This is a genomic window from Aeromonas molluscorum 848, from assembly GCF_000388115.1.
GTDB classification, from domain to species: Bacteria; Pseudomonadota; Gammaproteobacteria; order Enterobacterales; family Aeromonadaceae; genus Aeromonas; species Aeromonas molluscorum.
This window is the reverse complement of the sequence record NZ_AQGQ01000059.1, coordinates 1-21,565: the sequence shown is the minus strand read 5'-3', so window position 1 is coordinate 21,565 and position 21,565 is coordinate 1. Positions and strand designations below refer to the sequence as shown.

Annotated in this window: 20 protein-coding genes, 1 pseudogene and 1 riboswitch; of the genes and pseudogenes, 4 read left to right on the top strand and 17 right to left on the bottom strand. The window is 60.0% G+C overall.

The features are described from left to right. From G113_RS10160 to folE, 3 genes are all read right to left on the bottom strand, one after another. A partial coding sequence (locus G113_RS10160; protein ID WP_005900431.1) for a methyl-accepting chemotaxis protein occupies positions 1–2,085 on the bottom strand: 2,085 nt, incomplete at its 3' end. A 276-nt stretch (positions 2,086–2,361) separates the two neighbouring features. After that, positions 2,362–4,017 (bottom strand): methyl-accepting chemotaxis protein, encoded by a 1,656-nt coding sequence (locus G113_RS10155; protein WP_005900429.1) that lies wholly within the window; start codon positions 4,015–4,017, stop codon positions 2,362–2,364. A gap of 317 nt (positions 4,018–4,334) precedes the next feature. Next, complete coding sequence (gene folE, locus G113_RS10150) at positions 4,335–4,991, bottom strand: GTP cyclohydrolase I FolE (RefSeq protein WP_040319108.1); 657 nt, start codon at positions 4,989–4,991, stop codon at positions 4,335–4,337. Positions 4,992–5,208: 217 nt separating this feature from the next. Here folE and moeA point away from each other — a divergent pair, with 217 nt between their 5' ends. Next, complete coding sequence (moeA, locus tag G113_RS10145; protein WP_005900425.1) at positions 5,209–6,435, top strand: molybdopterin molybdotransferase MoeA; 1,227 nt, start codon at positions 5,209–5,211, stop codon at positions 6,433–6,435. After that, the gene (locus G113_RS10140) at positions 6,432–7,187 is read left to right on the top strand and encodes a molybdopterin-synthase adenylyltransferase MoeB (protein ID WP_005900421.1); all 756 of its coding nucleotides are present in this window, start codon (positions 6,432–6,434) and stop codon (positions 7,185–7,187) included. The genes moeA and G113_RS10140 overlap by 4 nt, the downstream gene beginning before the upstream one ends. Positions 7,188–7,267: 80 nt before the next feature. Here the strand turns inward: G113_RS10140 and G113_RS10135 are convergent, their stop codons facing one another. The 14 genes and pseudogenes from G113_RS10135 to moaA form a co-directional block, all read right to left on the bottom strand. Next, the gene (locus tag G113_RS10135) at positions 7,268–8,044 is read right to left on the bottom strand and encodes an alpha/beta fold hydrolase (protein ID WP_005900419.1); all 777 of its coding nucleotides are present in this window, start codon (positions 8,042–8,044) and stop codon (positions 7,268–7,270) included. Positions 8,045–8,255: 211 nt separating this feature from the next. Continuing rightward, positions 8,256–9,311, bottom strand: a complete 1,056-nt coding sequence (modC, locus tag G113_RS10130; protein ID WP_005900417.1) for a molybdenum ABC transporter ATP-binding protein — start codon at positions 9,309–9,311, stop codon at positions 8,256–8,258. 112 nt (positions 9,312–9,423) lie between these two features. Continuing rightward, positions 9,424–10,104 (bottom strand): molybdate ABC transporter permease subunit, encoded by a 681-nt coding sequence (gene modB, locus G113_RS10125; RefSeq protein WP_005900415.1) that lies wholly within the window; start codon positions 10,102–10,104, stop codon positions 9,424–9,426. A 113-nt stretch (positions 10,105–10,217) separates the two neighbouring features. Next, positions 10,218–10,943, bottom strand: coding sequence for a molybdate ABC transporter substrate-binding protein (gene modA / locus G113_RS10120; protein WP_005900413.1), 726 nt, complete (start codon positions 10,941–10,943; stop codon positions 10,218–10,220). A 97-nt stretch (positions 10,944–11,040) separates the two neighbouring features. Beyond that, complete coding sequence (moaE, locus tag G113_RS10115; RefSeq protein ID WP_005900411.1) at positions 11,041–11,514, bottom strand: molybdopterin synthase catalytic subunit MoaE; 474 nt, start codon at positions 11,512–11,514, stop codon at positions 11,041–11,043. 14 nt (positions 11,515–11,528) lie between these two features. After that, positions 11,529–11,774, bottom strand: a complete 246-nt coding sequence (moaD, locus tag G113_RS10110; RefSeq protein ID WP_005900408.1) for a molybdopterin synthase sulfur carrier subunit — start codon at positions 11,772–11,774, stop codon at positions 11,529–11,531. After that, complete coding sequence (moaC, locus tag G113_RS10105) at positions 11,771–12,265, bottom strand: cyclic pyranopterin monophosphate synthase MoaC (RefSeq protein ID WP_005900406.1); 495 nt, start codon at positions 12,263–12,265, stop codon at positions 11,771–11,773. Before moaC ends, moaD begins: the two co-directional genes overlap by 4 nt. Positions 12,266–12,326: 61 nt before the next feature. After that, positions 12,327–12,839, bottom strand: a complete 513-nt coding sequence (gene moaB, locus G113_RS10100; RefSeq protein WP_005900405.1) for a molybdenum cofactor biosynthesis protein B — start codon at positions 12,837–12,839, stop codon at positions 12,327–12,329. Between the two features lie 233 nt (positions 12,840–13,072). Then, positions 13,073–13,663, bottom strand: coding sequence for a cytochrome c3 family protein (locus G113_RS10095; protein WP_005900403.1), 591 nt, complete (start codon positions 13,661–13,663; stop codon positions 13,073–13,075). Positions 13,664–13,757: 94 nt separating this feature from the next. Further along, the gene (locus tag G113_RS10090) at positions 13,758–14,216 is read right to left on the bottom strand and encodes a nitrate reductase cytochrome c-type subunit (RefSeq protein WP_040319107.1); all 459 of its coding nucleotides are present in this window, start codon (positions 14,214–14,216) and stop codon (positions 13,758–13,760) included. Positions 14,217–14,321: 105 nt separating this feature from the next. Continuing rightward, a pseudogene (napA, locus tag G113_RS10085) lies at positions 14,322–16,810 on the bottom strand (nitrate reductase catalytic subunit NapA). Continuing rightward, positions 16,807–17,103, bottom strand: a complete 297-nt coding sequence (locus G113_RS10080; RefSeq protein WP_005900400.1) for a chaperone NapD — start codon at positions 17,101–17,103, stop codon at positions 16,807–16,809. Before G113_RS10080 ends, napA begins: the two are co-directional and overlap by 4 nt. Further along, on the bottom strand, positions 17,100–17,609 hold the full coding sequence (gene napF, locus G113_RS10075; RefSeq protein WP_005900398.1) for a ferredoxin-type protein NapF: 510 nt from the start codon (positions 17,607–17,609) through the stop codon (positions 17,100–17,102). The genes G113_RS10080 and napF overlap by 4 nt, the downstream gene beginning before the upstream one ends. Before the next feature lie 245 nt (positions 17,610–17,854). After that, positions 17,855–18,835, bottom strand: coding sequence for a GTP 3',8-cyclase MoaA (gene moaA, locus G113_RS10070; protein WP_005900396.1), 981 nt, complete (start codon positions 18,833–18,835; stop codon positions 17,855–17,857). Continuing rightward, a riboswitch (molybdenum cofactor riboswitch) is annotated at positions 18,823–18,962 on the bottom strand. It overlaps the preceding gene by 13 nt. A gap of 70 nt (positions 18,963–19,032) precedes the next feature. Here moaA and narQ point away from each other — a divergent pair. Both narQ and narL read left to right on the top strand, forming a co-directional pair. After that, positions 19,033–20,745 carry a nitrate/nitrite two-component system sensor histidine kinase NarQ gene (gene narQ, locus G113_RS10065; RefSeq protein WP_040319106.1) on the top strand — a complete coding sequence of 571 codons (1,713 nt, stop codon included), beginning with the start codon at positions 19,033–19,035 and terminating at the stop codon, positions 20,743–20,745. Next, on the top strand, positions 20,745–21,383 hold the full coding sequence (gene narL, locus G113_RS10060; RefSeq protein ID WP_005900393.1) for a two-component system response regulator NarL: 639 nt from the start codon (positions 20,745–20,747) through the stop codon (positions 21,381–21,383). The genes narQ and narL overlap by 1 nt, the downstream gene beginning before the upstream one ends. The last annotated feature ends 182 nt before the right edge of the window (positions 21,384–21,565 follow it).

Genomic DNA, 21,565 nt, shown 5'->3' with positions numbered 1-21,565 from the left:
GTAGTGGAAACGCCCCAGCTTGGTCATCACCGCCTCGGTCAGGCCGTGCATCTGCCGACTCTGGGCGTCCTGCTCCCTGGCCACCTGGGCCCCGGCCGTCGCCACCTCATGAATGCTGCTGACATTGAGGCTTATCTCCTCGCTCACCTTGGACTGCTGCTCGGCGGCGCTGGCTATCTGGGCCGCCATGTCCTGAATCCGGTCCGCCGCCACCACTATGGTCGCCAGCTCCTGCACCGCCTGCTCGGCATCTTGCAAGGCCAGCGAGCTGAGGTGGCGCCCCTCGGCCATGGTGCCAACGGCCGCACTGGTGGTCTCCCGCAAGCTGTTGATCATCTGCTGTATCTCCTGGGTCGAGGCTTGCGTCCTGGATGCCAGGGTACGCACCTCGTCGGCCACCACCGCAAAGCCACGCCCCTGTTCACCAGCCCGGGCCGCTTCGATGGCCGCATTGAGCGCCAGCAGGTTGGTCTGCTCGGAGATGTTGCGGATCACATCCAAAATGGTGCCAATCTGCACCCCCTGTTGCTGCAAGGCGGTGATCTTCTCCGACACCTCCTCCACCTGCCCACTCAGTTGACGAATGCCGTTGGCCGAGGCACTTACCACCTGTTGGCCCTTGTGCACGGCCTGACGGGTTTCGTCCACCGCCTGGGCCGTGATCTGGGCGCTGCTGGCGACCGAATCCGCCGTGGAGGACATCTCGTGGATGGCGGCAGCCACCAATTCGACCTGCTCGAGCTGATGGCGACTGTTGTTCAGGCCCTGCTGGGCCTGGCGGGCCGAACTCGCGGCCGCCTGCTGCAACTCCTGCACACTGGCGGCGGTATCGGTCACTATGCCTTGCACTGTGGCGACAAACTGATTGATCCCCTCGGCCAAGGCCCCCGTCTCGTCGCGTCTGTCCTGGCGCAATCGCTGGGTCAAATCGCCACCGGCACTGGAGAGGCGTGCCACCATGCGAGCCGTCTCCTGCACCGGCCTTGAGATGGAACCCGCCGCAAACGCGAGGCAGAGCAATCCCACCCCCGCCACCAGCATACCTACCATCAACTGAGTCCAAATGCCCTTGCCAAAGGCCTGGGCCCGCGCCTGCGCCATCAGCTCATACTCGGCGTAGAGGGCACTGTTGGGTACCTCGATGGCAATCCCCCAGGCCTGCTTGACCTTGTTGAGCCTGATGGGTGCGAAGACGTTCAACTGGTCGCCACTCTCCTCGCTGCCGGCCTGGCCTGCTTGCTGCTGGGCCAGCAGGATCGGGTCCTGCACTCGACGACCTATGCCGCTTCCGTCACGCGAGTCGGCGGCAATGATGCCCATGGGGCTGATGATACGCACCCTCCCCTGACCATCGAACACCCGCTGACTGATGTTGAGGGCGATCTGCTGCAGATAGTTGAGCGAGTAGTCGATCCCCACCATGCCCAGGTATTGATCCCCGTTGAGCACTGGGACGACGAAGGAGGTGAGCAGCGTCGGTTGACCGTTGACCTGATAGACCGAGGGGTCGACTGCGCAGGTGGCTTTGTTCTGCTGCGGGCACAGATACCATTCGGAGGCCCGGATCCCGGTCTCGCTCGGTGTCTTGCTATAGAAATCGCCCAGAGGCTTCAAGCTAAAGCCTGCGGGACCACGGCTCCAATAGGGGGCGAAGTTGCCAGAAGCCTGGCTGTGCCGGCCATTGTCGACATGGCTTTCATCCTGGCCGTCGAAGCGGTTGGCCTCCCAGCCGCTGTAGATGCTGAGAAAATCCGGGTTGCGATCGCCAATGTCCTTGAGCAGGGCCGTGACCTCGTCCCGGTTCAGGGGCTCAGGCTGCTGGACATTGCCCGCCAGCAGCGCCGCCAGGGTTTCTCCTGCATCCAGCGCCAGCTCGAAGGAGCGCGCCACCTCGTTCGCCTGACCATCCGCCAGAGTCAGCAACCACTGGCTGGCCTGCTGCCGGGCACTGGTATGGCTCTCCTGCTGGATCTTCTCCTGCAAGCTGGCCAGTGACAGATAGCTGTAACCCACGACGCTGAGGACAGTGGCCAGCAAGATGCAACCGGCAAAGAACATAACCTGGTGTTTGATTGAACGAAACATAACGAAAGCGACGCCTCCTGGGCAAAGAATCAGGGATCATAAGGGGTTGCGGCAGCAACGGTAACCAGCACGGCTTAAATTAATCACCGTTTTGTGAGCGAATTCGAACATTTGCATGCCGCAGCGATAAAATCACACCAAACAGAATCTATCGAGTCTTGGCATAAGGCGTGCTCAAGGCATCCATCAGGGCGCCACAAGCTGTATTGCAAGCCGGGCAAACAACAAGGCCCCGCCAATGAACGGGGCCTTGTTGCTGAAAAGTGCCATCAGGGATTAGAGGGTGAAACGCTGGGTCATATGATGCAGGGAGGTGGCCAGCTTGCTCAGCTCGACACAAGCCTGGGCCGTCTGCTGAGCGCCCAGGGCATTCTCGTCGGCGGCATTGTGGATGTTGACTATGTTGCGGTTAAGCTCCTCGGTCACCGCATTTTGCTCTTCGGTCGCGGTGGCGATCAGGGTATTCATGTCGCTTATCTCGGTCACTGCGCCATTGATGATGTCTATGCTGGTGCCCGCATCCCGTGCCAGACCGACACTCGATTGCATCTGATGACGACTAAGCTGCATGGCATTGCCCGCCTCGGCGGCGCGGCTTTGCAGCAATTCGATCATCTTGCTTATCTCGGCAGTGGAATCCTGAGTGCGCTGGGCCAGGGAGCGTACCTCGTCGGCCACCACCGCAAAGCCACGGCCTTGTTCGCCGGCCCGGGCCGCTTCGATGGCCGCATTGAGCGCCAGCAGGTTGGTCTGGCCGGCGATGTCGCGAATGACGTCCAGCACCATGCTGATGTTGGCGCTGTCGGCCTCCAACTGCGCCACCACGGCGCCAGCCTGTTCAATTTTGACCGACACCTCTTCGATGCTGCCGATGGCGCTGCGCACCACCTGGCTGCCCTCGGCCGAGGTGCGCGAGGCCCCCTTGGCGGCGCTCATGGCATCCGTGGTGTTGCGTGCCACCTCAACGACGGTGGATTGCATCTCGTTCATGGCGGTTGCCACCTGGGAGACTTCGTTCTGCTGGCGAGCCATGCCGCTGGCGGATTGTTCGGAGATGGCACTCACCTCTTCCACCGCACTGCTGAGCTGACTGACCGAGCTGGATATCTCGCTCACCAGGTTCGCCAACGCCCCCTGCATCTGGTTGATGGCAGAACCAAGCTGGCCCAGTTCATCCCGGTTGAAGCGCTTGTCCTGGATCCAGGTTTGCAGTTCGCCCTTGCCCAGATCGCCACTGGCGATGCGTTGCGCCTGACGCACCAGCATGATGAGTGGATCGCGGATCTGGCGAGTCAGCACCACAGAGAGCACGACCACCAGCACCATTGCAATACCCAAGGCAATGGTCACGCTCAGATTGGCTGACTTGTAAGAGGCAACAACGTCCGCACGAGAATCGCTGGCATAGCCATGGTTGATCTGGATGAGATCGGCGACCGATTTATTGAGCGCGGTATAGAGCGGGATCCCTTCTGCCAGAAAGATGCGTTGGGCGTCGGCCATCTGATTGCTGTCTTGCAGCTGCTTGACGCGCTGGTAAAGCGCCGCATAACGATCCCAGTCCGATTTGACCGTGTCGAAAGTGCGGCGTTCGGCCACATCCTCAGCCCAGATGGTCTTGTCATTCGCTGCGATTTGCTGCGAGACCTTGCTGAGATTGCTGTCGGAGATGTCACGATAGTGAGCTCTTTTCTGCGGGTCAGCGGCAACCACGAAGTAGCCCAGCTCATAACGGCGCAGCTCGCTGATGGAATCACCAATCGCACTGGTTCGATTCACGGCAGGGAGGATGCTGTCGGTAAAGCGGATGGCAACATCATTCATGTTGCCAAACTGGACAAGAGCAAAGCCGCCGATAAAGGCGACCATCAAGCCGAGCACGGCAAAGCTGGCAGTGAGCTTCTTGCCTATCGTCATGGTACTGGTCTTCATGGTGTGTCCTGGATGTGGAAAACAGTTGGGTTAGTCCGGTTTACGCCCTCCTGGCATCTCTCCTCTCGACCACACTCCCTGGTCACTCATCCTTGGCTGCGCAACGCTCCATGACCTGACGCAAACAGGTATGCCGCCTTTCCCCGCCCAGACTCCCCAAGGGGATCAGATGCAAGGCAGTCAAGGCCCATGCTGGCTATATCGACCAGAACGGCCAATACCTTAACGCTGATTGACATAAGGGGAACGCCGCAGTGTGCGGAACAATGAAGGGGGTAAAGGGGAAGAGAGGCATGCCGACGGGCATGCCGTGCCACTTAACGTTTGAGACCGGCCAGGAACTCGGCGCGGGTATCTGGCTGGGTCTTGAAGACGCCGCCAAGGGAGGTGGTGGTGGTATAAGAGGTTGAATCCATCACGCCACGCGCCTTCACGCAGTAGTGGGTGGCGGCAATGCTGATGGCCACGTCCTTGGTACCTAGCAGCGTCTGCAGTGCCAGCAATATCTGCTGGGTCAGGCGCTCTTGTACCTGAGGGCGGCGGGCGAAGAACTGCACGATGCGGTTGATCTTCGACAGGCCAATCACCTTGCCACGGGGTATGTAGGCAACATGGGCAAGACCATCGATGGTGACGAAGTGGTGCTCGCAGGTGCTGGTCAAGCTGATGTCCTTGACCATGATCATCTCGTCCACCTTCATCTTGTTCTCGATGACGGTCACCTTGGGGAAGCTGGTGTAGTCGAGGCCGGAAAAAATCTCGTTCACATACATCTTGGCGATGCGATGGGGAGTCTCGGCCAGGCTATCATCGGCCAAATCCAGGCCAAGCGTCTCCATGATGGCACGCATGTGGCCCTCGATACTTTCCTTTTTCTGCTGGTTGCTCAAGGAGTTGGCGACCAAGGGGGTCTCCAGTCCTTCGGCCTCGAGGGCCGCTCTGACCAGCATGGCTTCCTGGCTTAAGCTCATCATCTTGTCTCTCTCCCACACAGAGGGAATATTATGGCCCACAGGGTTTGTGGCGGCATAGTAAACGGCGATTGACGTCATAATTCAAGTCACCCGCACGCCCATGCCCTGACTTTATGTTAATACGAGGTATTTTACTGCCCTAATCGCCTGCCCATTCGGGGGGGATTTTGGGATAATCCCCCCATAACCCAGTTTCCCTTACCAAGAGGTCATGACAATGGGATTTGATAGCGCAGCCCTACTTCCCCTAAACGATGCCCTGGCGAGCATGCTGGAACGGCTCGATTGCTGCTGTGAGGCCGAGTCCGTTCCCCTGCCCCTGGCGCTAGGTCGGATACTGGCCGACGATATTCTCTCTCCTCTGTCTGTGCCTCCGTTCGATAATTCCGCCATGGACGGCTACGCCGTGCGCCTGGCCGATCTCGCCGCCGGTCAGCCGCTCATGCTGGCAGGCAAGGCCTTCGCCGGTCAACCCTATGAGGGTGACTGGCCCGCTGGCCAATGCGTGCGCATCATGACAGGGGCGCCCATCCCCCTTGGTACAGATGCCGTGGTGATGCAGGAAGAGACTAAGGCCGAGGGTGACAAGGTCACTTTTCTGAGCCAACCCATGCCGGGTCAGAACATACGCCGCCGTGGCGAGGACATCACAGAGGGCGCAAGCGTACTGGGAACAGGCACTCGACTCACCCCCCGGGAACTGCCATTGCTGGCCTCCCTCGGCATCGCCACTCTCGAGGTACGCCGTCCGCTCAAGGTCGCCATCTTCAGCACAGGTGACGAGCTCAAACCGGTGGGGACACCTCTGGCCCACGGCGACATCTATGACTCCAACCGCTACGGCGTCAGGGCCATGCTCGAGCGCATGGGCATAGCTTGTCTGGATCTGGGCATCATCCCCGACGACCCGGCCCAGCTGCGTGCCGCCTTCCTCAAAGCCGAGCAGGAAGCCGATGCTCTGATAACCACAGGTGGCGTCTCGGTCGGCGAGGCAGACTTCACCAAGCAATTGCTGGAGGAGCTTGGCGAGATCGGTTTCTGGAAACTCGCCATCAAGCCGGGCAAGCCCTTTGCCTTCGGTCGTCTGCCAAACGCCTGGTTCTTCGGTCTGCCGGGCAATCCCGTCTCAGCCATGGTCACCTTCGATCAGCTGGTGCAACCGGCACTGGCCAAGCTGGCCGGGCAACGCTGGACCCCGCCCCTGCGCCTCTGTGCCACCACCACTGAGCCGTTGAAAAAATCGCCGGGGCGGCTCGACTTCCAGCGAGGCATCCTGAGCCTGGGCCAGAACGGTCCGGAGGTGCGCAGCACCGGCTCCCAGGACTCCGGCGTGTTCAGCTCACTGTCCCGGGCCAACTGCTACATAGTGCTGGAACAGGAGCGAGGCAAGGTAATGGCCGGGGAGACCGTCACCGTCGAACCCTTCACGGGCCTGCTGCTGTGAGCGAGATCCTCTGTGATGCCGAACTGCTGCGCTACAACCGCCAGATAATCCTGAAGGCCTTCGATTTCGAGGGACAAGAGGCGCTCAAACAGGCCAAGGTGCTGGTGATAGGTGCAGGGGGACTGGGCTGCGCCGCCGCCCAGTATCTCGGGGTGGCTGGTGCGGGCCAGCTGACCCTGGTGGATTTTGACAAGGTGGAGCTCTCCAATCTGCAACGCCAGGTACTGCACTCAGATGCTCGCATCGGTCAATACAAGGTCGACTCGGCGGCAATGAGCCTGCGCGCCCTCAACCCCTGGCTCAAGGTAGAGACCCACGCCACCCTGGCCGACAAGGTACTGCTCGATGCCCTGCTGCCCGAACATCAGTTGGTGCTCGACTGCACTGACAACGTCGCCGTGCGCAATCTGCTCAACCAGCGTGCCCGCCTTCATGGGGTACCGCTGGTCTCCGGCGCCGCCATCCGGCTGGAGGGGCAAGTCTGCAGCTTCAGCTGGCAAGCCGATGAACCCTGCTACGCCTGTCTCAGTTCACTGTTTGGCGAGCAAGGGCTGACATGCGTCGAGGCGGGGGTGCTGGCGCCCATGGTCGGCCTGGTGGGCAGCCTGCAGGCCCTCGAAGCCATCAAGCTGCTCGCCGGCATGGGTAAAAGCTACAGCGGCCGTCTGCTAGTCATCGATGGTCTGTCCGGTGGTTTTCGCGAGCTGAAATTGCCCAAGCGGCCAGATTGCCCGATCTGTTCACGCCCCTGATGGCTCGACCAATACCGACAGCGCGCAGACATGAAAAAGCCGAACCAGTGAGGTTCGGCTTTTTCATGTCTGCATGTGCCTCAATGGGAGGAGAGGATGCGTTGCAACAGGCGATTGAATTCGGCAGGGTCTTCTGCAGGCCAGGCGTGATGGCCCTGGGGGGTGTGCACTGTTGCATTGGGGAGGGCGGCAAACTGTTCGACCCGCTTGGCCAATGGCAGGTAATCCTGGGCCGTGGAGATGATGGCCACTGGCTGCCAGATGGCACCGAGTCTGGCCCGCACCGACCAGCCAGGGATGGCGCCGAGCAGGGCCTTGTAGACCTTCTTGCGATTACGGCAGAAGCGTTGCCGGAAAGTACGGCGCATCTGGGCAAGCTCCGGGCCTGGGAACAGCTCCCGCCCCAACCACCAGGCGAGGGGGCGCATGCCAAACCAGCGCAACCATTTTAAGCGCAGAGCATGGCGATCCTGATCTTTAGGATTATCCAGCAGAAACTCGCTAACGCCATTGATCAACACCAGTCCCCGCACCTTTTCCGGCAGTTGCAAGGCAAGTTCCAGTGCCACCATGGCACCGAGCGACAGCCCCACTATCCAGGCAGGTTCGGCTTGCTCATCGAGCCAGCGCACCACGTCCGCCGCCAGGCTCGCCACATCAAAGGGCCCCTCTTGCAGGCTCTGGCCATGGCCACGCAGATCAATAGCCACCACCCGATAATCGTCGGAGAAATGCTCGAGCTGGGCCTGCCAGTCCAGACTGGACGACCCCAAGCCATGGAGCAAGAGCAGCAAAGGGCCCTCCCCGGCACTACGCCAGGCCAGCCCCTGAGACTTCATGATTTGATTGCGACGCATCCATTTTCCCCAAACTCTCTGTTCCAAGCCCCGAGCCCTCTCCCGATGGGTGGAGGGATAGAGCAAGCCAGCACCACCATCGAGCAACTGACATGTTAGCGCTCCTGAAGGGTTGCCGAGCTTTCCCCCCTTACCAGCGGCAAGGGGGATAAAGGGTGACAACAAAGCCAAAGGGTAGCCTCTTGGCCGCACCATTGAGGCCCCATAGCCTTCACCCCTCCCCGACCAGGCTCACCGCCTTGATATAGGCGTATATTTGCTGACCCTCCGCCAGACCCAAGCGCTGTGCCGAACGGCTGGTGATCCGGGCCAGCAGTATCTGCTCCCCCAGCGCCAACTGCAACAGCGTCTGCCCTGGCCGCACCTCGCGCATCGCCAGCAAACGGGTGTTTAGGCAGTTGGAGAGGCTGGAGTGTTCGATGGGCGCGGTGGCGATCACCAAATCCCGCCCCGCCACCTTGATCTGCAAGGGGCCACTCTCATCGGGGGCATGGTCCATGGTGACCCTCAGCAACTGCTCGCCCAGCTGCAGGCTCGCCATCTGCTCGGCAATATCATAATGGGCCAAGGTGGCATCGAGCATGACGCTCACATCGTCGCGGCTGGCAAGGGACAAGTCGGTGCGTGCGAAGATCTCGCCGGGCCGCCCCTGGGCTTCCACTCGCCCCGCTGCCAGCAGCACCAGGTGGTCACAGAGCAGGCTCACCTCCTCCATGGCGTGGCTGACGAAGACCATAGGGATGCCACTCTCTTGCTGTAACCCCTTGAGCACATGGACTTGATGAATGCGGCTGCGCCTGTCCAGCGCCGAGAAGGGTTCATCGAGCAGCAGCAAGCCGGGTTCGGCCAGCAAGGCACGCCCCAGTGCCACCCGCTGACGTTGGCCACCAGAGAGCCCGTGGGCTGGCTGCCCTAGCAGCTCGCTAAAACCGAGCCGCGCAGCCAGCGCCTCGGGTTGCCAGCGCCCCTTTCCCTTGCGTGCCGCCAGTTGCAAGTTGGCCAGCACCGTCATATGGGGAAAGAGTCTCGAGTCCTGAAATACCATGCCGATACGGCGTAACTCGGGCAACAAACTCGCCCACTCCCGCCCCTGCCAGTGCAGTCGATCCTGGGGGGCACGATCCAGCCCGGCCACGATGCGCAACAGGGTGCTTTTACCACAACCAGAAGGGCCAAAGAGCCCCAGAATGCCCCCCAGCGGCAGAGCCAGATCGCAATCCAGGATGAAGGCCCCGAACTCACGACGGGCCTTGATATGAAGGCTCATTGGCATAACCGCCACTGAGGACACAGCCATGCTTCCCATAACCAGGATGCCAGCGCGCAGGGTCGGGCATACAACTCGTCACACCACCGTTGATGGCTTTCTAGATGCTGACTCATCCAAACAGTCTCCGCTGCCGACGCTGCAATACGCCATAAACCAGCACCAGCATGATGAGAGAGAAGCCCATCAGCCCTCCCGCAAGGATATGAGCATGCTGGTAATCCATCGCCTCCACGTGATCGAACAGGGCGATGGAGAGGACCTGGGTCTCCCCCGGTATGTTGCCGCCAATCATCAGCACCACGCCAAACTCCCCCAGGGTATGGGCAAAGCCCAGTGCCGCGGCCATCACGAAGCTGGGCAGCGTCATCGGCAATATGATGTGGAAAAAGCGCTCAAGGGGGCCGAGCCCCAGAGTGGCGGCCGCCTCAAGCTCCTTGTTGCCCATGTTGACGAAGGCGGAGGTGAGCGGTTGCACCACGAAGGGGAGCGAGTAGAGAATGGAGGCAAACAACAAGCCGAGGAAACTGAACGCAAGGGGCGTACCGAAAGTATCTCGCCACCAGGCACCGACGCCGTATGAGGGCGAGAAGGCGAGCAGCAGATAGAAGCCGAGTACCGTTGGCGGCAGCACCAGTGGCAGTGCCACCAGCGCCTCCACCAGCGGGCGCAGCCGATGCCGGCTGCGGGAAAGCCACCAGGCAAGCGGTGGCGACAGCAGCAGCAAGATGCCTGTGGTACAGGCGGCCAGCTTCAGGGTGAGCCAGACGGCCAGCAGATCCCCGTCACTCATGGATGGACTTCCGGCCTGGTTCGCGCAACAGCATATTTTGCATCCTTATCGTGATCGCGGGTTGGCCCTCTGGGCCGGCCAGCTGTGATGCAAGAGTGGACCCGACAATGCCATCAAGGCAGGGCGTAGCCCGCGTCTTGGATGGCACTCTGCCCCGGGCCCTTCAGCCAGGCCACCAGGGCATCGACCGCGGCTCCCTTCTTCAGGATCAATCCCTGCTGTTCGATGGCAGGATAGAGTGCATTTGGCACAGCCCAGGCTTCGCCGGTTTTACCGGCTTCCACCAGATTGGCCCAGGCCACAAAGCCCAACTCGGCATTGCCGGTATCGACGAACTGCCAGGTCTGGCTGATGTTGGCGCCGGTCAGCAGACGGTACTGCTTGGGATCGATGTTGAGCTGCTCAAGGGTCGCCATGGCCGCCGCGCCGTAGGGTGCGGTACGCGGGTTGGCGATGGCAAGATTCCCCTTCCAGCTGCGCAAGGCAGCCTCATCAGGCGCCGGGCCACCTTTTTGCCAGAGCCCGAGTTGACCGATGGCATAGGTGAAACGCTCACTGCCCTTGCCCTCTTTCTCCAGCTTGTCCGGGGTGGCCACATCGGCGGAGAGAAAGAGGTCAAACGGGGCTCCGTGGGTTATCTGGGTGTAGAGCACGCCCGTGGCGGCCGAGCTGATGACGACGCTGTGACCCGTCTTGGCGGTAAAGTCCTTTCCTATGCGCTCGATGGTGCTCTTGAAGTTCGCGGCCACGGCAACTTTGACCTCATCGGCCTGCACCTCACCGCTGTATAGCACACCGGCGCACGCGCCCACTAACAACACGGATAACAGCTGTTTCATTCCCTTACTCCTGTGATTACACCGAGAGCCGGTCTCTGCCAGCCCCAAAGACGGGGGCATTCCGTCATGGAACGCACTCCCCTTGCGTCCGCTTGCTTTACCAGCGGGAAGCGGCGTCGTTGTCGCTCTCCTTGGCCTCGACCCAGCGTTGAACCCCCTCGGCGATCAGCTCCTTTTTCCAGAACGGCGCCCGGGTTTTGAGAAAATCCATGATGAAGTGGCAGGCATCGAAGGCCGCATCCCTGTGGGCGCTGCTCACCCCGACCAAGACGATCTGATCGCCGAGCCGCAGCTCACCGATACGATGGATCAGGGTGCACTCCTGCAATGGCCAGCGGCCGCGCGCCTGTGCGACGATATCGGCCAGTGCCTTCTCGGTCATGCCGGGATAGTGCTCGAGGGCCAGTCCCTTGACCTCCTCCCCCTGATTGAAGTCGCGCACCTTGCCAACGAAGGTGACGATGGCGCCACTGTCGGGGCGGGTGGCAAGCCGGGCATATTCGTCCGCCAAACAGAAATCCTCCCGCTGTATCAGGATACGATTGGCGGGCTGAGGCACCTGTTCATCCATAGAGTGAGACATGGTCAGCCTCCGGTCACGGGGGGGAAGAAGGCCACTTCGTCGCCATCATTGAGCACGGTGGTGAGCGGTACTAGCGTCTGGTTTACCGCCACCAGCAGCTTGCCCTCCTCCAATGCCAGCGCCCATTTGTCGCCGCGCTCACTCAATGCAATGCGCAGCGCATCGGCGGTGGCATGGTCACACGGCAGGCTGAGCTCGTCGCAGGCCACCAGCTCCCGGACTTGGGCAAAAAACAGAACCTTGATCATGCCTTGTCTCCTGCATCCGACCCCAGCTTGAAGTGGCCGGACTTGCCGCCTCTCTTTTCAACCAGTCTGACTTGCTCGATCACCATGTCCTTTTGCAGCGCCTTGCACATGTCATAGATGGTGAGCGCAGCCACCGAGGCGGCGGTCAGCGCCTCCATCTCGACCCCTGTCTTGCCGGACAATTTGCAGAGGGTGCGAACATGGACCCTATTGTCCTCGGGCTGGGGGACAATCTCTACCTCCACCTTGGTGAGCGCCAGCGGATGGCAGAGCGGAATGAGATCGGCGGTCTTCTTGGCCGCCATGATGCCGGCGATGCGCGCGGTGGCAAAAACATCACCCTTGTGGTGCTGACCGCTCAGGATCAGCGCCAGAGTCGCGGGGGCCATGGTCACAAATGCTTCGGCGCGGGCTTCACGTTCAGTGACCTGCTTGTCGGTCACATCCACCATGTGGGCTTCGCCGCTTTGGTTGAGATGGGTCAAACTCATTGGCTGTTACTCGTCACGGATGGAGCGGTACACCGCCCCGGAAAGAAATGGGTATCGCGGACTATCTGATCAGCTGGGTCGCGAAGTTGCATGGCCGGGTGCGGACATCGAGCTGATCCCGGATAAGCTTCTCCCAGCCCAGTTGGCAGGCACCGGTGGATCCGGGCAAGCAGCAGATAAGGGTGCGATTGGCGAGCCCGGCCAGGGCGCGACTCTGCATGGCGGAGCCTTTGATCTCGGCAAACGAGAGCTGACGGAACATCTCGCCAAAACCTTGCACTGTGCGTTCAAACAGCACCCCTACCGCCTCAGGGACCCGGTTCTGCTCATTGAAGCCGGTGCCACCGTTGATCAGCACAACCTGCACATTGTCATCCACGATCCACTGGCTGACCTGAGCCCGCACGCGGAACAGATTGTCGGCGCACAGCGCCCGATCCACCAGCTTGTGTCCCGCTTGAGTCAGTGCTGATGCCAGGTAATCCCCCGAGCTGTCGTCGGCGGCGCCGCGGCTGTCGGACACCGTCAGTACGGCAATGTTGAGGGGAATGAATTCGCTGATGTGTGGTGCCATTGAACAATTCCTGTAAATCATCGAGTACGAGGAGAAGAGGGGTGGGATGCTTTCGATATGCCAGCCAGGGGCAGGGCCAGCCATTTGAATCTGATTGGCAATATCCTCACTGGGAATGGATTCTACCAAAAGTTGTCGGGGTGTGGGGGAATAGGCTCATGAATCTCATCGCCATGCCCACCTTGGGCAATACAGGCCAGGTTAACCCGGCCTGTATTGCGAGGGAGTGCGGATCAGAATCCCTTGACCCCTTTCATGTCGGGCAACTGGTGCGCAATCCCCTTGTGGCAATCGACGCAGGTATTCTCGCCACTGGCCAGGTTGGTGGAGTGCATCTGAGCGGCGCGCCGTCCTTGCAATGAGAAGTCCATGTATTCGAAGTTGTGACAGTTGCGGCACTCCCTCGAATCCGTGTCTTTCATCCGCTTCCACTCCCGCTCCGCCATCTCCCGGCGGTGAGACTCGAACTTCTCGCGGGTATCCACCTTGCCGGTCAACATGCCCCACAGCTCCTTGGATGCCTGTACCTTGCGAATGATCTTGTAGGTCCACTCGTGAGGAACGTGGCAATCGGGGCAACTGGCCCGCACACCGGAACGGTTGGCGTAGTGGATGGTGTCACGATACTCGACGAAGACGTTGTCTTTCATCTCGTGACAGCCGGTGCAGAACTTCTCGGTGTTGGAGGCCTCCATGGCGGTGTTGAAGCCGCCCCAGAATATGACGCCGCCAAAAAAGCCCATCATCAGCAACACCCAGAGTGCCGCCTTCGAAGGCGACTTGAAGGTGGTCCAGATCCGCTGCACAAAACCGGGTAATTTCATCTACTGACTCCTTAGTTCAGTGCGTCGTTCGAGAATGACTTGAGGGTGATCCATCGCCGCTGCACAACATCAGATCGTTTCATCTATGGTTTCCTCAGTTCAGCGCGTCGACCGGCTTGAAGGTATTGCCCACCAGTGGCTTGGCATCGGTCTGCGGTACATGGCACTGCAAGCAGAAGTAGCGGCGGGGTGACACCTCACCCAGTGTCAGACCATCTCGCGACTCGAAATGGGTCGGACTTATCTTGGGCGCCTTCATGGCAGTGGCATTCTTGAAGCTATGGCAGGCCAGGCACTTGTTGACCTTTTGATCTATCTCGTAGTTGCGGATGTCATGGGGGATCAGTGGTGGCTGATGCATGTACTGGCGGGTATAGAGATCGCCATCCTTGCGAAAGTTCTTCATCTGGGCGGCCGGGGCCTCGATGGCGAGATCCGCACTGTTGCGCAGTGACTTGACGCCGCCATTATCCGTGGTGATCTGTGGTGCCTCGGCAGCCATCAGACTCCCCGCCATCAGGCAGGCCAACATTGCTCCAATCAGCTTCTTCATTATTTGTTCTCCGAACATATTATCCGCAAGGACCCGCGCCGGGCAGGCCCTTGGGTAGCAAGCGAGCGTCACCCGGCAACCGGGTGCTCATCAATGCCTGTTGCCTCAGGCCTTGGCGACCTTGACCGCACACTTCTTGTAATCCGTCTCTTTGGAGAGCGGATCCGTCGCATCCAGGGTCAACTTGTTGACCAGCTGGCTCGCATCGAAGAAGGGCATGAACACCAGTCCCCTGGGTGGGCGGTTGCGACCACGGGTCTCGACCCGGGTCTTCACCTCGCCGCGGCGGGAGGAGACGATCACCTCCTCGCCCCGACGTACCCCACGAGCCTTGGCATCTTCCGGGTGCATGAAGAGCACGGCATCCGGGAAGGCGCGGTAGAGCTCGGGAACCCGGCGGGTCATGGTACCGGTGTGCCAGTGTTCCAGCACGCGGCCGGTGGAGAGCCAGAGATCGAACTCCTGGTCCGGAGACTCGGCAGCCGCTTCATAAGGCAGCGCGAAGATCACCGCACGACCATCGGGCTTGCCGTAGAAGTTCACCCCCTCCCCGCCTTCACATAAGGGTCGAAGCCTTCGCGATAGCGCCACAGGGTCTCCTTGCCATCGACCACGGGCCAGCGCAGGCCGCGCTCTTCGTGGTAGCGGTCAAAGGGCGCCAAGTCATGACCGTGGCCGCGCCCGAAGGAGGCATACTCTTCAAACAGGCCCTTTTGCACATAGAAACCGAAGTGCTCTGCCTCGTCGTTGAGATCCCCCTTGCTCTGCGCTTTCGGGAACTGATCGACCTGACCATTGCGATAAAGCACTTCATAGAGGGTCTTGCCTTTGAGCTCGGGTTGCTTGGCGATAAGCTCCGCCGGCCAGACCTCTTCCACGGTGAAGCGCTTGGCGAACTCCATCAGCTGCCACAGATCCGACTTGGCCCCTTCTGGCGCCTTGACTTGCTGATGCCAGAACTGGGTGCGGCGTTCGGCGTTGCCATAGGCGCCCTCCTTCTCCACCCACATGGCGGTGGGCAGGATGAGATCGGCGGCCTGGGCCGTCACTGTCGGGTACGGATCTGACACCACGATGAAGTTGGCCGGGTTGCGATAACCGGGCAGCCCCTCTTCGTTCATGTTGGGGCCAGCCTGCATGTTGTTGTTGCACATCACCCAGTAGGCATTGAGCTTGCCATCCTTGAGCATGCGACTCTGCAGCACGGCGTGATAGCCCACTTTCTCCGGGATGGTACCTTCGGGCAGCTTCCAGATTTTCTCGGCAATGGCGCGGTGTTTGGGGTCTGTGACCACCATGTCGGCAGGCAGACGATGGGCGAAGGTGCCCACTTCCCGCGCCGTACCGCAGGCGGAGGGCTGGCCGGTCAGAGAGAAAGGGCCACTGCCCGGGGTGGAGATCTTGCCGGTCAGCAGGTGAATGTTGTAGCAGAGGTTGTTGGCCCAGACGCCACGGCTGTGCTGGTTGAAGCCCATGGTCCAGTAAGAGACCACTTTCTTGCTTGGGTCGGCATAGATCTGGGCCAGTTTTTCCAGCTTCTCCTTGGGCACGCCGGAAAGCTTGGCCACAGAGTCGACGTCGTAATCCGCCACGAACTTGGCAAAGTCCTCGAAACTCATGGGGGTGGAGTCACCGCTATCCGGGTTCTTGGCTTTTTGCTGGGTCGGATGAGTCGGACGCAAGCCGTAGCCTATGTCGGTGACCCCCTTGCGGAACTGGGTATGCTTGTTGACGAACTCCCAGTTCACCTTGTCATTCTGGATGATGTAGTTGGCGATGTAGTTGAGGATCGCCAGGTCGGTCTGGGGCGTGAACACCATGCCGTTGTCGGCCAGCTCGAAGCTGCGGTGTTCGAAGGTGGAGAGCACATGGACCTGCACCTCTTGATGGGAGAGGCGGCGATCCGAGATCCGTGACCAGAGGATAGGGTGCATCTCGGCCATGTTGGAGCCCCAGAGCACGAAGGCGTCGGCCTGTTCGATGTCATCGTAACAGCCCATGGGTTCATCCATGCCGAAGGTACGCATGAAACCGACCACCGCCGATGCCATGCAGTGACGGGCGTTAGGATCCAAATTGTTGGAGCGGAAACCCGCCTTCATCAGCTTGGCGGCTGCGTAGCCTTCCCATACGGTCCATTGGCCCGAGCCAAACATGCCAACCGCGGTCGGGCCCTTCTCTTTGAGGGTCGCCTTGAATTTCTCGGCCATGATGTCGAACGCCTGATCCCAGCTGATGGGGGCGAACTCACCATTCTTGTCAAACTTGCCATTGGTCATGCGTAGCAGAGGCTGGGTCAGCCTGTCCTCGCCATACATAATCTTGGAGAGGAAATAGCCCTTGATGCAGTTAAGACCGCGGTTGACCGGGGCCTCAGGATCGCCCTGAGTCGCCACTACGCGCCCCGCCTGGGAACCCACCAGCACGGAACACCCTGTGCCGCAGAAGCGGCAGGGCGCCTTGTCCCACTTGATGGCAGTCTGGTCGGTACTGGTGATCAGGTTGGCCGCCAGGGCGGGCGCACTGACACCGGCCACGGCCGCCGCGGCTGCGACCGCGTTGGCCTTCATAAAGTCGCGTCGACTCAGCTTCATGACATTTCCTCACATTGCTTATCGTTATTATCGAACTGATGGTAGATGAGGCCTGCGGAGAGTACCCCCGGCATTCCATTGATAGCGTCTATGGCCGCCATGATGGGACGCTGACTTGGCCCCTCCAGGGTGACAACCAACTTGCCCTCCTCACTGACCACATGCACCTCGGCCCCTTCGAGGGCGCCAATCTGCTCGGCAAGCCGGTGACGCAATGGCGGCTGAGTCAATACCACCAGGCTGGAGACGTGGTATTCCTGCTCCGCAGAGAGATCGACTGGATCCGGTTTCATTCATGCTCCTTCGCGGCCGGGCTGGCCACCTTGATACTGCCGACCGGGCAGTCTGCGACACAGGTGCCACACCCGGTGCAAAGCGCCGCATCCACACTCGGGGTCGGCACCCGACCGAGCATGGGAATAAACCGGATCGCCCTCGCCTCGCAGCTGTCCTGACAGCGCTGGCAATAGACCTGCTGATTGGCCAGGCAGCTATCGGCTATCTGGGCAATATAGTCCCAGGGGGATTGATCCGTCGGGCGAAACAGCTGCTCACTGCAGGCGCTCACACAGTCGCCACAGAAGCTGCATTCACCACGAGTAAAGTCGAGTTCAGGAAAGCCGCCATCCCCTTTGATGATGATCTGTTCGGGACAAGCGGTGAGGCAATCGCCACAACGACTACAATCGGCGACAAAGGCGGGCCAGGGCAGTGACCAGGGCAACTGGGCAGCAGGTGTCACCGCCTTGAAGCGACCGCGCAGCAGGTGTCGGCGTGACAGCTTGACCTCATCGGACATATCCACTCCTTGTGAACCCCGGAAAACCTGGCCTGAACAGGCTAAATCAAGAATGGCATCTGTAATACCTATTCTAATAGTGGGCCTATTTTGCGGACTCAACAAGGTTAGCGATATACCACCAGGGGGATAAACAGGGGGGATTATTGCGCTGGATCAATCCCTTGACGCAAATAGGCAGGGGGGTATCCGTCAGGATACCCCCTAATAGGCAAGCAGGTTGGGGGAGCAGTCTTGTTTGAAACTTACCCGCCGATGGAGGCGAGATGAGGGGTCATGCCGGCATTGCCCTCGTGGAGGTGATGGGTCGCCGCCTTGCCAAGCAGCGCGACTCGAATGCGCTGGATCAGCGCATCCTGCTGCAGGTCGGCATGCAAGAGATCCCGCAGCTCGACGCCATTTTCGCCAAACAGGCACAGGTGCAACTTGCCGACGGAAGAGACCCGCAGCCGGTTGCAACCGGCGCAGAAATCCTTGCTGTAAGGCATGATGAGCCCGATGCTGCCCCGTGAACCCGAGTGCTGAAACACTTGCGCCGGGCCGTCATCCAGCCCTCGCAACTGCTGCAGCCAGCCCTGCTCAAGCAGGTGAGTCTTTATCTGCTCGCCGCTGACGTGACGGTCACGAAACAGGCTATCCATCTCCCCTGTTTGCATCAGTTCGATGAAGCGCAGCTCGATGGGCTTGTCCCGGATCCAGGCCAAGAACTCGGCAAGCTGGCCATCATTGAGCCCCCTGAGCAACACGGCATTGACCTTGACCGAGGGAAAGCCGGCATGGAGCGCAGCCTCTATCCCATCCATGACCTCAGCCAGCTTGTTTTCACCTGTGATCTGGTGGAACTGACGGGGATCCAGACTGTCGACACTGACATTGAGCGCGGTCAGCCCGGCGGCGCGCCATTCGGCGGCCCGCTCCTTGAGTCGGTAGCCATTGGTCGTCATGGCTATCTTGTCGATGCCCGGTGTAGCCGCCACCGTCTCGATGATCTCGGTAAAATCGCGGCGCAGGGAGGGTTCACCACCAGTCAGACGCACCTTGCGGGTGCCCATGGCAGCAAAACCGGACACTACCCGGCGGATTTCATCGACAGAGAGAAAGGACTTGCGGCCATCGGGGCGATAGCCGTCCGGCAGGCAATAGGTACAACGAAAATTGCACACGTCGGTGACCGACAGGCGCAAATAGTAAAAGCGACGGGAAAAACCATCTTCAAGTGGCAACATAAACACCTTTCCAAATACGGGAGGCCAGGGCATTTCTTTCCTGACCCTTACAGCGCGCATATCAGCTGTCGGCAATTTTCCCCTTATCCAAAGACTTAGGCGAAAATGCTCGGAGTTCATCTAGTTTTTCGATGCTAGCACAAGTTGGAGTACACTCCCACGCAACTTATGGGGTATTTCAGCGGCGCAGAGGCAACATGAGGCAATGGTTCAGGGTTCATTCGGTCAGTAGCGCCATAGGCCGCTCCATGATGCTGATCCTGTTTATGGCGAGCCTGATCGCCCTGGTGGCCATGGTCACCCTCTTCTACTCGGTGCCCGATGCCAAGGCCATCAATCTATCCGGATCCTTGCGCATGCAGGCCTATCGCATGGCCTATGAGATTGGTCAGGGGCAGCCTGCCCTCAAGCGGCTGGATCAGTTCGAACAGACGCTCAATGCCCGGGAACTGCAAGAGACCCAGCGCTGGATAACCCCGGCGGCCCTGCGCCTTACCTATGGCGAGGTGTTGCGCCAATGGCAGTTGATGCGCAGCCACATCGAGCAGTCAACTCCCCAGCGCTACATAGACAACACGGAACAGTTCGTCGCCGCCATCGATGATTTCGTCAACCAGATGCAGTACCACGTCGAGTTCAAGGTACGCATGCTGGCCCTGGCCGAGGGGCTAGGACTCATCTCCATCATCACCATCGCCTGGTTCACGGTACGCTTCACTCGCCAGCAGGTCGTGGCGCCCCTCAACCAGCTGGTCTATTGTGCCCGCCAGATCCAGCGGCGTGAATTCGACCTCACCCTGCCCCCCCACTGCGATAACGAGTTGGGGGAGTTGTCCGACGCTTTTGGCACCATGGCCACCGAGCTGGGCAAGCTCTACCGGGATCTGGAGAGCAAGGTCGAAGAGAAAACCGCCAAGCTGCAGCAGGCCAACGACACCCTCTCCTTCCTCTATACCACGGCCCAGAAACTGCACGCCGCCCCTCTAAGTGGCCACACCTTGCAAAAGCTGCTCGACCGGGCCGCCGCCCATCAGCAGATAGCGCACATACGCCTGACCCGTTTCGAGCACAATGCCATGCCGGTCTACCTGACCGGACGCAGTGGCTGGCCCGGGGATCTCGAGGCCGTGGTGAGCTTCTATTTGCAGATGGATGACAGGGAGTTTGGCCGCCTCGACATCATCAGTCCCCATTCCATAGATGAGCGGTTGATGAAGAACTTTTCCATGCTGCTGGCCCAGGTCCTGCACAAGGATCAGACCCTCTTGCAGCAACAGCGCTTGCTGCTGATGGAAGAGCGCGCCGTCATCGCCCGCGAGTTGCACGACTCCCTTGCCCAGGCTCTCTCCTACTTGAAAATCCAGTCTACCTTGCTCAAGCGAGCCTTCAGCAAGGGGGACAACGACAAGACACAGGCAGCCATGGAGCAGATAGACGAAGGGCTCAGCAACGCTTACACCCAACTGCGCGAACTGCTCGGCACCTTCAGACTCAGCATCGGTGATGCCAATCTGGGCGAGGCAATCCACGTCATGCTGGAACAACTCAAGCCACAGACTCAGGCCAAGATCCAGCTCCATTACGGCCTGTCCGATACGGATCTGGAAGCGGGCCAACACATCCACATACTGCAGCTCATCCGCGAAGCCGTCCTCAACGCTATCAAACATGCCAACGCGCAACTGATTGATGTTAGCTGTGAGACCCTTGCCGATGGTAACATTCAGGTGCAAATCACCGATGACGGTGTCGGTATAGGCCATGCCCGTTCAGCCATCAACCACTATGGCCTCAGCATCATGGACGAGCGGGCCAGCAAGCTGCATGGTGTGCTGGCTATCAGCGATCTTCACCCCAAGGGCACCCGAGTGCACCTGACCTTTCCCACCAGCCTAACAAGAGATGCCTGATGGACGAGATAAAATACACAGTTCTGGTGGTCGATGATCACCCCCTGATGCGCAAGGGGATAGTGCAACTCCTGGCGCTGGAAGAGAACATGATCGTGTGCGGCGAGGCCTCCAACGGCAGTGACGCCGTCGCCATGGCCAAGGAGGCCGAACCCGACCTGATTTTGCTGGACCTCAACATGAAGGGTCTCTCCGGTCTGGATACCCTCAAGGCACTGCGCGCCGAGGAGATCACCTCCCGCGTGGTGATCCTGACGGTTTCCGATGCCCGTCAGGACGTGGTCGCCCTGCTCAAGGCAGGTGCCGATGGTTACCTGCTCAAGGACACTGAGCCCGACACCCTGCTGGCCCAGCTAAGCGACGTGATGACGGGACAGCAGATCCTGAGCGAGCCGCTGCGCCCTTATCTGGAAAACATCTACGAGCTGGATCATCTGCAGCAGAAACTCGAGAGCCTGACGCGTCGCGAAATGCAAATCCTGCGCGAAATTGCAAAGGGCCTCTCCAACAAGCAGGTTGCCTCGGTGCTCCATATCTCGGAGGGCACCGTCAAGGTGCACGTCAAGAGCCTGCTCAAGAAACTCGAGGCACAGAGCCGGGTCGAGGCTGCCGTGATGTATCTGGAACAGCGCCACTGAGCACAATGAAGCCACCCCAGGGTGGCTTTTTTCATGGTCTGGCACGGTCGCTGCATTACTCCTCCAAGCATGAATCAACGGAGAAGGACATGAATAACACACACTGCACTGTTCCCTACGTCCACATACTGCCGGCGCAAGCTCGCACTGCGACTGTTCGAGCCGCGCCACCTGCAGACTGC

Excerpts from the sequence above, each read along its gene's own strand:
- G113_RS10155 (WP_005900429.1), bottom strand. The coding sequence starts at position 4,017 with ATGAAGACCAGTACCATGACGATAGGCAAGAAGCTCACTGCCAGCTTT.
- folE (WP_040319108.1), bottom strand. The coding sequence starts at position 4,991 with ATGATGAGCTTAAGCCAGGAAGCCATGCTGGTCAGAGCGGCCCTCGAG.
- moeA (WP_005900425.1), top strand. The coding sequence starts at position 5,209 with ATGGGATTTGATAGCGCAGCCCTACTTCCCCTAAACGATGCCCTGGCG.
- G113_RS10135 (WP_005900419.1), bottom strand. The coding sequence starts at position 8,044 with ATGCGTCGCAATCAAATCATGAAGTCTCAGGGGCTGGCCTGGCGTAGT.
- modC (WP_005900417.1), bottom strand. The coding sequence starts at position 9,311 with ATGAGCCTTCATATCAAGGCCCGTCGTGAGTTCGGGGCCTTCATCCTG.
- modB (WP_005900415.1), bottom strand. The coding sequence starts at position 10,104 with ATGAGTGACGGGGATCTGCTGGCCGTCTGGCTCACCCTGAAGCTGGCC.
- modA (WP_005900413.1), bottom strand. The coding sequence starts at position 10,943 with ATGAAACAGCTGTTATCCGTGTTGTTAGTGGGCGCGTGCGCCGGTGTG.
- moaE (WP_005900411.1), bottom strand. The coding sequence starts at position 11,514 with ATGGATGAACAGGTGCCTCAGCCCGCCAATCGTATCCTGATACAGCGG.
- moaD (WP_005900408.1), bottom strand. The coding sequence starts at position 11,774 with ATGATCAAGGTTCTGTTTTTTGCCCAAGTCCGGGAGCTGGTGGCCTGC.
- moaC (WP_005900406.1), bottom strand. The coding sequence starts at position 12,265 with ATGAGTTTGACCCATCTCAACCAAAGCGGCGAAGCCCACATGGTGGAT.
- moaB (WP_005900405.1), bottom strand. The coding sequence starts at position 12,839 with ATGGCACCACACATCAGCGAATTCATTCCCCTCAACATTGCCGTACTG.
- G113_RS10095 (WP_005900403.1), bottom strand. The coding sequence starts at position 13,663 with ATGAAATTACCCGGTTTTGTGCAGCGGATCTGGACCACCTTCAAGTCG.
- G113_RS10090 (WP_040319107.1), bottom strand. The coding sequence starts at position 14,216 with ATGAAGAAGCTGATTGGAGCAATGTTGGCCTGCCTGATGGCGGGGAGT.
- G113_RS10080 (WP_005900400.1), bottom strand. The coding sequence starts at position 17,103 with ATGAAACCGGATCCAGTCGATCTCTCTGCGGAGCAGGAATACCACGTC.
- napF (WP_005900398.1), bottom strand. The coding sequence starts at position 17,609 with ATGTCCGATGAGGTCAAGCTGTCACGCCGACACCTGCTGCGCGGTCGC.
- moaA (WP_005900396.1), bottom strand. The coding sequence starts at position 18,835 with ATGTTGCCACTTGAAGATGGTTTTTCCCGTCGCTTTTACTATTTGCGC.
- narQ (WP_040319106.1), top strand. The coding sequence starts at position 19,033 with ATGAGGCAATGGTTCAGGGTTCATTCGGTCAGTAGCGCCATAGGCCGC.
- narL (WP_005900393.1), top strand. The coding sequence starts at position 20,745 with ATGGACGAGATAAAATACACAGTTCTGGTGGTCGATGATCACCCCCTG.